The following is a 9,874-nucleotide window of genomic DNA, read 5'->3' on the forward strand; positions in this document are numbered from 1 at the left end:
GTGCTCGGCCGCCTGGCCGAGCACGCCGAGGCGCCGGCCCCCACCCGCTTTTACGACGCCGCCGGGAACGTGGTGCGCGAGGCGGTGCTGTACGACGCTCCCCCGGTTCCGGGCGCGCCCTACCCCGGCAGCCTGATGGTGGGCCAGCAGCACACCGAGGCGGCGCTGCGCGAGCGGCTCGCCTCGCTCGGCACGCGGGTGGAGCTCGGCACCGAGCTCGTCGGGCTCGTTCAGGACGACGACGGCGTGACGGCGTCCGTGCTGGTCGGCGGGCGCCGGGAGCAGATCCGGGCGCGCTACCTGGTCGGCTGCGACGGCGGCGGCAGCACCGTGCGCAAGCAGGCGGGGATCAGCTTCCTGGGCGAGACGTGGGACCGGCAGCGGATGCTGTTCGGGAACCTCGGCGTCGACGGGCTGGACGACTCGGTGGCGCACATGTGGGCCCAGGGACCTGGCGGGATGCTCACGCTGTCGCCGATGCCGCGGAGCGGCACGTGGTTCTTCACGGCGCCGCTGCCGGCCGACGAGGGCGCGGGGGCGTCCGCGGTGTCGGTGGAGACCTTCGCCGAGATCTTCGCGCAGCGGGTCGGGCTGCCCGGGGTGCGGTTCCGCGACCCCGTCTACCTCTCGGTGTACCAGGTCAACATCCGGATGGTGGACCGCTACCGGACCGGTCGCGTCCTCCTGGCGGGCGACGCCGCCCACGTGCACACCCCGGCCGGCGGCCAGGGGATGAACACGGGCGTGCAGGACGCGTACAACCTGGGCTGGAAGCTCGCGCGCGTGCTGCGCGGCGCACCCGAGGCGCTGCTGGACACGTACGAGGAGGAGCGCCTGCCGGTCGCCGAGCACGTGCTGGCCTCGACCACCGCCCGGGGCAGGTACTGGACCGGTTCCGACACCGCGCGCGTCTCGGAGCGCATGGTCGGCACGTTCCAGGGCCGGGACCCGTTCAGCGACGTCAGCCAGCTCGGTGTCACCTACCGGGGCGGCAGCCTGGCCCGCGACCTGGACGAGGCGCTGGGCGTCCGCGCCGGCGACCGCGCCCCGGACGCCCGGGTCGTCGACCCGGCGACCGGGGAGAGCGTGCGGCTCTTCGACCTGTTCCGCGGCACGCACCTCACGCTGCTGGTGTTCGGCTCCCGGCCGGTGCCCCCCGTGGACGACGGCGCGTACGGCGAGGTCCGCGTGCACCGGATCCTCGCCGCCGGCGAGGCGCACGACCTCTACGGCGTCGAGGGCGACGGCCTGGTGCTGGTGCGCCCCGACGGTTACGTCGCCCTCGCGGGAGGCGACTGGGACGACCGGTCGGTGTCCGGCTACCTCGAACGACTGGGCGGCAGCTAGGTCGGCGGGCGCCGCCGGCGATACAGTGACCAGGCGCCCACACCCCCGTGGTCGAACGCCCTGCGCCAGCCGCCCGGAGGAGGACCATGCCGACAGGTGTCGCCCTCCCCGACGCACGCGCGCAGCTCTTCGCCGCCGTGGAGCGGGTCCTGGTGCGCGACGGCGCGGGCGGGCTGACCAGCCGCTCCGTGACGGACGAGGCCGGGGTCGCCAAGGGCGTGCTCTACCGCCACTTCGCGGACTTCGACGACGTCCTGGCCGAGCTGGTCCGCAACCGCATCGCCCAGGTCGAGGCCGACCTCGCCGCGCTGACCGACGACGCCGGCCCGGACGCCCGGCCGGCCACGCTCGCCGACGGCGTGTCCGAGGCGCTCACCCGCATCTTCACGCCGGTGAACCTCCGGCTGGTGAGCGTCGTGATCGCCCGCGACGACCTCCGCGCCAGGCTGCGGGCGACCGGCACGCCCGGCATCCCTCTCCTCACCGAGGCGGGCACCTTCCTCAGGGCCTACCTGGAGGCCGAGCAGCGCAGCGGGCGGATCACGGCGGAGACCGACGTCGCCACGCTCGCGCTCACCCTGATCGGCACCGGCCACCTGCTGTTCGCCGGCGAGGTCGGCGCGCTCCCCGACGCCTCGGCCGTCCGGGAGGTCGTCGAGACGATCACCGCCGGCGTGGAGCCGGGCGTCCGCCCCTGACGGATCAGCCGGCGTCGTCGGCGGGAGCAGGGACTGCGTCGGACTCGGTGTCCGCCGGAACCGTGACGACGACCGTGAAGGTCTCGTCCCAGCGCCGCACGTCGAGCCGGCCGCCCGCCTCCGCCGCCCGGCGCGCGATCCCGTCCAGCCCCGCGCCGCCGCCGTCCCCGGCGACGGCGGTGGCGGTGGCCGCGACGTCGTTCGAGATCTCGTAGCGCCACACCCCGTCCGCCCGCGTCAGGCTGAGGTGGGCCCGGCGCCCGCCGCCGTGGCGCAGCACGTTCGTCGTCGTCTCCCGGATCACCGGGCCCAGGGCGGACGCCGGGGCCGACGCCGCGTCCGGGTCCACCGTCGCCGCGGCGTCCGTGCCCGCGGCGCGCAGCAGGTCGACGGCGTTGGCGAGCTCGTCGGGCAGCGGGACGGAGCGGAAGCGGGTGGCCAGGTCGCGCGTGCCCTGCCGGGCGGCGTCCACGCTGACCCGCGCGGCTCGTAGCTGCTCCAGGCCTGCCTCCGGGTCGTGCGGCATGAGCCGCTCGGAGAGCTCGAGCTGGAGCGCGATCACCTGGAGGTGGTGCCCCTGGAGGTCGTGCACGTCCGTGGCGACCCGCAGGCGCTCCTGCGTCGCGGCGAGCCGCGCCTCCGAGGCGCGGGCGCGGTCGAGCGCGACCAGCACGTCCCACCACCACAGCGACGAGACGGTGACGGCCGGCAGCGTGGCGGCCAGGAAGACCAGCTGTGCCCAGCCCGCGCCACCGGTCTCCTCCAGGACGACGGCGGAGTCGATCAGGGACAGCGCCACGAGCAGGGCGGTCGCCGCCAGCACCACGCGGAACCGCACGCCCGGCGGCCAGTTCAGCAGCATCGCCGCCTGGATCACGGGCAGGGCGCCCAGCACCCACAGGTCGGTGACGAGGCCGGCGGCGAGCCCGTAGGCCAGGCCGATGAGCAGCGCCGGGCCGTGCCGGCGCCAGACCAGCAGCGGCGCGGCGTCCGTCCGGCGGCGGTAGTCGGCCAGGGGTACGAGCGTGGCCAGCCACCACAGCAGCCCGCCGACTCCGACGGCCGCGACCTCGGCGGTACCGACGCCGCTCCGGACGAGGGTCTCCACCGAGACGACCACGAGCATGAGCTCGAAGACCACGATCGCGACGGCCATGTACCACCACGTCGCGGTGATGTTCCGGGTGAGCCGCACCGCACTGCGGGCCTCGGCGGCCGCGGACGCCGCCGACGCGGCACCCGCCGACGCGGCCGCGTAGTCGGGCTGGATGCTCATCCGCCCAGGCTACGGGCATGACACATGTCACGGACCGGGCCGGCGACGCGCCCCACCGGCGGGGTCAGGCGACGGGCACCCCGAGCACCTGGTGCACCGACGCGACGGCGCTGGACCCCTCGCCGACGGCGGCGGCCACGCGCTTCATCGAGCCCCGGCGTACGTCGCCGACCGCGAAGACGCGTGGCACGGAGGTCTCGAACGGGAGCGGGCCGCGCCCGAGCGGCTGCCACTGCGCCAGCGCCTCCGCCGAGACGTCGGCCCCGGTGCGGATGAACCCTGCCGGGTCCCGGTCGAGCGCCGGGAGCCAGGACGTCGCGGGCTCGGCGCCGATGAAGCAGAACAGGCCCCGCGCCGCGACCTGGCCGGCGGTGTCGATCGCGACGGACTCCAGGTGCCCGTTGCCGTCCAGGCCCACGATGTTCGACTCGCGGTGCACCTGGATGCGCGGGTCCTCGACGAGCCGGTCGACCAGGTAGGAGGACATCCGCGCGCCCAGGTCGCTGCCCCGGACGACCAGGTGCACCGGGCACCCGTTTGCGGCGAGGTACAGGGCGGCCTGGCCCGCGGAGTTGGCCCCGCCCACGACGACCACAGGCGACTCCGTGACCTGCTTGAGCTCCAGCGGGGTGGCCGCGTAGTGGATGCCGGCCCCCTCGAAGTCCGCCCAGCGCTCCAGGCGGAGCCTGCGGTAGGCCGCCCCCGACGCGACGATCGCGGCGCGGGCGCGGATGACCCGGCCGTCGGTGAGCGTCACCGCGAGCTCGTCGCCGGCCGGGGCGAGCGCCGCCGTCTCGCACGGGGCGCAGACCCGCACCCCGAACTTGATGGCCTGGAGCGTCGCCTGCCCGATGAGGGCACCCCCGCTGACCCCGAAGGGGAAGCCGAGGAAGTTCTCGATGCGGGACGTCGACGCCGCCTGCCCGCCGGGGGCGATCGCCTCCAGCAGCAGCGTGCTCAGCCCCTCCGACGCGGCATAGATCGACGCCGCGAGGCCGGCCGGGCCGCCGCCGATCACGACGAGGTCCACGGCGTCCTCGTCGGTGGCCTCGTAGCTCAGCCCGAGCTGCTCGGCGATGATCCCGGGCGTCGCCCGCAGGATCGGCTCGCCCTGGACGAAGGCGATGGGCAGGTCGTCGACGGCGTACTCGTTGTGCAGGGGGTGCGTCAGAGCGCTGTCCGGGTCGAGGGGGACGGCGGTGTGCACCAGGTCGAGGCGTTCGGCGAACCGGCGCAGCGCGAGGTACTCCCCCGAGGCCTCCAGCCCCACGAACTTGAGGGTCAGCGCCGCCGGGCCGCGCCGCAGCAGCTCCCGCCGGGCCCACAGGGCGTGCAGCACGGCGTCGCCGAGCTCGTCCTCCTGCGCCAGGAGGCGGCGCAGGTCCGGGCGGGCGAGGAACCAGACGCGGCCCGGCCCGGTCGCCCGCGCCGAGAGGAACGCGCTCTGGCCGTTGAGCAGCCCCAGCTCGCCGACGAACGACCGCGGCCCCATGGTGGCGACGACCTCCTCGCCGACCCAGCGCAGCGCGTCGCGCACCACCTCGATCTCGCCGGACTCGACCAGGACCATCGGGTAGTCGCGCTCGCCCGACCGGAAGACGTAGTCGCCGCGCTCGACGTCACGCGGCGTGGCGTGGGCGACGAGCTTCTGCCACTGGGCGTCGGTGAACCGCAGGTCGAGCGCCGGATCGGTGAACTGCTGGTCGGTCGTGGTCATCTCAGCCTTCCTCCGCGGGGCAGGGGGCCAGGATATCGCCGGCCCCCTGCCCACGGTGGGGCGGGCGCGAGGGCCGGCGTCAGGCCTGCCGCTCGTCGAGCGCCGTCGCGAGCGCGGCGAGCGACCGCCCGGCGACGGCCGGGACCGTGACGCCGTGCAGCACGTCCAGGTCCGCCGCCTCCGGCGCGCTGCCCGCGGCGCCGCACAGCGCGCCGACCAGCGCGGGCAGGCTGTCCTGGTGCCGGGTGACCGACAGCGCCAGGGGCAGCGCCGTCTCGTGGTCGCCGTCGGCGAGCACGAGGATCGCCACGGCGAGCGGCAGGGTCTCGGCGACCGTGCCGGGGTGGCTGTAGGTGCGCGGGGCGAACCGGGCCACGAGCGGCGGGACCGCCGCGAAGGGCGAGCGCGCCTCGGCCGCGATCCGCAGCGCGTCGCGCACGCCGTCGGCGAGCCAGTCGTCGGCCGCGAGGTCCTCGTCGACGGCGCCCAGGGCGTCCCCGATCGCCGCACCCTGGAGCAGGTGGCCCAGGAGGCGGGCGAACGCCGCGGCCGCGTGGACCCCGACGGCGTCGTGGGTGATCGTCGCGTAGGTGCGCGCCAGCCCGGCCGCCGACGCCGGGTCGGCGGTGGCGATCGCCACGGCCAGCGCCCCCGGCAGCGCCGTGTCGTCGTAGAACGCCGGGTTGTCGGCCCCGGTGTGGGGCGGGCGCAGCCCGGCCGCCGCGTTGAGCAGCGCCGAGCGCTGCGCGGCGCCGGTCCACGTGTCGGGGGTGTCGAGCAGGGCGCGCCAGGTGTCGAACAGGCCGTCCTGGTCCCACCCCGGGGCCTCCAGCAGTACCCGGGCGGCCACCGCGAACGTCTCGGTGTCGTCCGTCGCCACGAGCGACGGCGAGTCCACGGCGGTCAGGACGAACGGCACCACCGGGCGCAGCACCCGGGACTCGTCCAGCTCCAGCGCCCCCTTGCGGAGCATCTGCCGCACCCACGGGTCGCGGACGGTCCGGTGCTCGCCGGCCGGCGCCCCGAGGGCGTCGCCCAGCGCCAGCCCGTGCACGGCGCCGACGGCGCGGTCGAGACGGTGGGTCATGCTCGGTCCTCCTTGTCCGCGGCCGCACGCCCGGCCAGCGCGTCGGCCAGGTCCACCAGGTCGGTGCCGGCCGTCGCGGCGATGCACTGGCCCGTCACGGACCGCACCTGGGCCACGTGCGCCGGGTCGAACGCGCTCTGCCCGTGCAGGGCGCCGGCGACCGCGCCGGCCATCGCCGCGATCGTGTCGGAGTCGCGGCCGATGTTGACACCCGACTCGATGACGCTCGTCGCGCCGTCGTTGGCCCGCAGCAGGCCGATGGTCAGCGCCACGGCCTCGGGGGCGACGTCGGCCCACATGTAGTGCCGCAGGGGGATCGTCTCGAAGAGGGCCTCCTCGGCCTCCTCCGGGGAGCCGGCGCGGGCCGCGATGTCGAGCGCGCGGCGGGCCGTGCGGGCCGACCAGGAGTCGGCGGGCATCGCGGCGAGCATGGCGTCCAGCACGGGGTCGACGTCGTCCTCGACCATGGCGACGGCCACCCCGGCGGCGATCGCCTGAGCGCACCAGATGCCGTCGCGCGAGTGGCTGACCTGCGCGTCGGCGCGGGCCATCCGGATCGCGAGCGCGGGGTCGCCGGCGGCGTAGACGCCGATCGGGGCGACCCGCATGGCCGCGCCGTCGCTCCACGTCTCGGCGTTGCGCTGCCCGCTGGCGGGCGGTGCCATGCCCGCGTGGAGGTTGGCGATCGCGATCATCTCGCTGAAGCCCGCGCGGTTGAACCCGGTGCGCTGCGCCTCCAGCGCCTCCAGCCACGTGTCGGCGACCACCTCGGACGTCAGGTCCGCGCCGGCCCGCAGCACGCCACGGGCGCACAGGACGGCGTACTCGGTGTCGTCGGTCCCGGCGGCGTCGGGGTCGACGAAGCCGCGCACCCGGCCCCACTTCTCGCGGATCGCGGGAAGGGTCATGCCCTCGGTCGGTGCGCCCATGGCGTCGCCGATCGCCAGGCCGAGCAGCGCTCCGCGCGCACGGTCGTTGTTCATGCTCCTCCGGTCTTCCGCTGTCATTTCTCCGGCTTCGTTGCCGCAGAACGCAACGTTTTGCATGCAGCAAGCAGGCTGAGCATGCGTGGCGCCGAGGTGTTTGCGCACCTATTTGCGCTTGTGTCTTGCATCACAGGGTGACTTTGCAGGATGCTACTCCAAAACCTTTTGCGCATGCTGAGGCGAACGACGGGTCGACGAGGAGCGGGTGATGGTCGGAATACGCGAGGTGGCCGAGGTCGCGGGCGTGAGCATGTCGACGGTCTCTCAGGTCGTCTCCGGCAACCGGCCCGTCTCGGCCGCGACCCGGGCCCGGGTGGAGGCAGCGATCACGCACCTCGGGTACCGCGCCCACCCCGGCGCGTCGCAGCTCCGCGGCGGTCGCACCGGCACGATCGCCCTGATCGTCCCGACGCTGGAGAACCCCTTCTACCCGCTGGTGGCCGCCGGCATGCAGGACGTGCTCGTGCCCCGCGACATCCTGCTGACCGTCACCGACGCCAGCGGCATGGACCGGTCGACGAGCGCCATCCACCGCCTCCTGTCGCGCCGCGTCGACGCGATGGTCGCCGCGCCGTTCGGCATCCCCGCGGCGGGCCTCGCGGAGCTGCACGACGCCGGGATCCCGTTCGTCACCCTCGGCGAGGAGCCGCCCGGCGGCGGCGACTACGTGCACAGCGACGACGTCCGCGGCGCCCGCGACGTCACGGCGCACCTCATCGCGCGCGGACGGCGGCGTATCGCCTTCCTCGGCGGCGAGGAGTCGGTGATCCCCACCCAGCAGCGCCTGGAGGGGTACCAGTCCGCCCTGCGCGCGGCGGGCCTGCCGCTGCGCGACGACGACGTGGTGTTCACGCGGTACACGCGCCAGGGCGGTCGCGACGGCGCCGCCGCGCTGCTGGACCGGGACGACAAGCCCGACGCCATCGTCGCGGCCAACGACCTGATCGCCATCGGCGTGCTCGACGCGACCAGGGTCCGCGGCCTGCGCGTGCCCGAGGACGTGGCGCTGACCGGTTACGACGACATCGACGCGGCGTCCCTGGTCAGCCCGCCGCTGACGACCATCGAGAACCCAGCCCGCGAGATCGGGCGCGCGTGCGCGCGCCTGCTCCTGGAGCGGCTCGACGGCGAGGTCACCGAGGTGACCCGCGCCGTGGGCCTGTCCAACCGTCTCATCGTGCGCGACTCGACCTGACCGCACCCCCGCAGTTCGTTCCACCTGCTCTATCCGCCAGGCACCATCCACCCTCGCGAGAGAGACACGAGAACCTTGAGAATCACCAAGCACGTACTGGCCCCTGTCGGCTTCGCCGCCGCGCTGTCGGTCGCCCTGGCCGGCTGCGTGAGCGGCGGCGGCAGCAGCGGCAGCAACGGCGAGGTCACCTACTGGGGCGCGTTCTACGCGCCGACCACCGAGGAGGCGTTCCAGGAGATCTTCGTCGACTCGTTCAACGCGGAGAGCGACGTGCAGGTCGACATGGAGGTCAAGGAGCTGACCACCATCGGCCAGCTCACCGACACCGCGGTCTCGGCCGGCCAGGCCCCCGACATCGTGTACTCGGACGGCCCGTCGTCGGCCTCCGACTTCGCCCGCGCGGACCGGACGATCGCGCTGGACGAGTACGCCGACGAGTACGGCTGGAAGGACACGTTCCTGCCCTGGGCCTACGAGCTCAGCACCGTCGACGACAAGGTCTCGTCGGTCCCGGCCAGCTACGGGTCGATGGTCCTGTACTACAACACCGAGGTCTTCGAGGAGCACGGCTGGACCCCGCCGACCACGCTGGCGGAGTTCGAGAAGATCGCCAAGGAGGCGGACGAGGCCGGCATGGTGCCGCTCGGCGGCGGCAACTCCGGCTACCAGGGCATGAGCGAGTGGCTCGTCACGGCCGTCCTCAACGCGGCGGTCGGGCCCGAGAAGATCCACGACGTGCTGACCGGCGAGGCCAAGTTCACCGACCCGGAGTTCGTCTCCGCGATCGAGCTGATCCAGGGCTGGATCGACAAGGGCTGGCTGGCCGGCGGCGCGGAGTCCTACTTCACCACCGACGACACCGCGAACGTGACCGGCCTGGCCAACGGGACCACGGCCATGTACCTGAGCGGCACCTGGTCGTTCAACTCCCTCTCCGAGGTCTTCGAGGACCCGTCGGTGTGGGGCTGGGCGCCCCTGCCGTCGCTGAGCGACGCGGTCGAGCCCGGCGTGTTCCCCCTGGCGATCGGCACCGCGCTGTCCGTCAGCGCCGACTCGGCCGACCCCGACGCCGCGGCGTCGTTCATCGACCACGTGGCCGGCGACGTCGACCGGGCGCTGTCCTACACCGCGGCCACGGGTGAGAACCCGCCGCCGCTGGCCGTGAGCGCCGACCAGTTCCCCGAGGAGGTCGACGAGCGCACGGTCCAGCTCTACAGCCAGATCCCCGAGTCGACCAACGTGGGCTACGCGACCTGGACGTTCTTCCCGCCCAAGACCGACTCCTACCTGATCACCGAGTTCGACAAGGTCGTGACCGGTGACAGCACCGCCGAGCAGTACCTGTCCGGGATGCAGGACGTGTTCGACGAGGAGTTCGAGGCCGGTGCCACCCTGACCCCGTTCACCCCCCAGACCGGGGACTGACGGGTGACCACCGAGACGGCGACCACCGGGACCGCGCTGGCGGCGGCCCCGGTGCGTCGCGGACCGCGGGCGGGCCGCCCGGGGCCGGCGCCGGGGGGCCCGGGCCGGGGGGGATAAACACAAGAACCGGCCCCCCGTAGTCG

The 9,874-nt window shown here is 74.4% G+C and carries 8 protein-coding genes; 4 read left to right on the forward strand and 4 right to left on the reverse strand.

Annotated elements, in window-relative coordinates; translation table 11 throughout:
• Together ACFWEJ_RS23070 and ACFWEJ_RS23075 are read left to right on the forward strand one after the other, a co-directional pair.
• On the forward strand, positions 1-1,347 hold a 1,347-nt coding region (locus ACFWEJ_RS23070), incomplete at its 5' end, for an FAD-dependent monooxygenase (protein ID WP_377231520.1).
• Between the two features lie 86 nt (positions 1,348-1,433).
• The gene (locus ACFWEJ_RS23075) at positions 1,434-2,045 is read left to right on the forward strand and encodes a TetR/AcrR family transcriptional regulator (RefSeq protein ID WP_377231521.1); all 612 of its coding nucleotides are present in this window, start codon (positions 1,434-1,436) and stop codon (positions 2,043-2,045) included.
• 4 nt (positions 2,046-2,049) lie between these two features.
• Here ACFWEJ_RS23075 and ACFWEJ_RS23080 read toward each other — a convergent pair whose 3' ends face one another.
• From ACFWEJ_RS23080 to ACFWEJ_RS23095, 4 genes are all read right to left on the reverse strand, one after another.
• The gene (locus tag ACFWEJ_RS23080; RefSeq protein WP_377231522.1) at positions 2,050-3,321 is read right to left on the reverse strand and encodes a sensor histidine kinase; all 1,272 of its coding nucleotides are present in this window, start codon (positions 3,319-3,321) and stop codon (positions 2,050-2,052) included.
• Between the two features lie 64 nt (positions 3,322-3,385).
• Positions 3,386-5,038 (reverse strand): FAD-dependent oxidoreductase, encoded by a 1,653-nt coding sequence (locus ACFWEJ_RS23085; protein WP_377231523.1) that lies wholly within the window; start codon positions 5,036-5,038, stop codon positions 3,386-3,388.
• Between the two features lie 79 nt (positions 5,039-5,117).
• Positions 5,118-6,125, reverse strand: coding sequence for an ADP-ribosylglycohydrolase family protein (locus tag ACFWEJ_RS23090; protein ID WP_377231524.1), 1,008 nt, complete (start codon positions 6,123-6,125; stop codon positions 5,118-5,120).
• Positions 6,122-7,108, reverse strand: a complete 987-nt coding sequence (locus tag ACFWEJ_RS23095; RefSeq protein ID WP_377231525.1) for an ADP-ribosylglycohydrolase family protein — start codon at positions 7,106-7,108, stop codon at positions 6,122-6,124. Before ACFWEJ_RS23095 ends, ACFWEJ_RS23090 begins: the two co-directional genes overlap by 4 nt.
• Positions 7,109-7,319: 211 nt before the next feature.
• Between ACFWEJ_RS23095 and ACFWEJ_RS23100 the strand changes: the two genes are divergently transcribed.
• Positions 7,320-8,306: a LacI family DNA-binding transcriptional regulator gene (locus ACFWEJ_RS23100; RefSeq protein WP_377231526.1), complete on the forward strand. Its 987-nt coding sequence runs from the start codon at positions 7,320-7,322 to the stop codon at positions 8,304-8,306.
• Between the two features lie 75 nt (positions 8,307-8,381).
• On the forward strand, positions 8,382-9,731 hold the full coding sequence (locus ACFWEJ_RS23105) for an ABC transporter substrate-binding protein (protein WP_377231527.1): 1,350 nt from the start codon (positions 8,382-8,384) through the stop codon (positions 9,729-9,731).
• The last annotated feature ends 143 nt before the right edge of the window (positions 9,732-9,874 follow it).

Source organism: Promicromonospora sp. NPDC060204, from assembly GCF_042728455.1.
Lineage (GTDB): Bacteria > Actinomycetota > Actinomycetes > Actinomycetales > Cellulomonadaceae > Promicromonospora.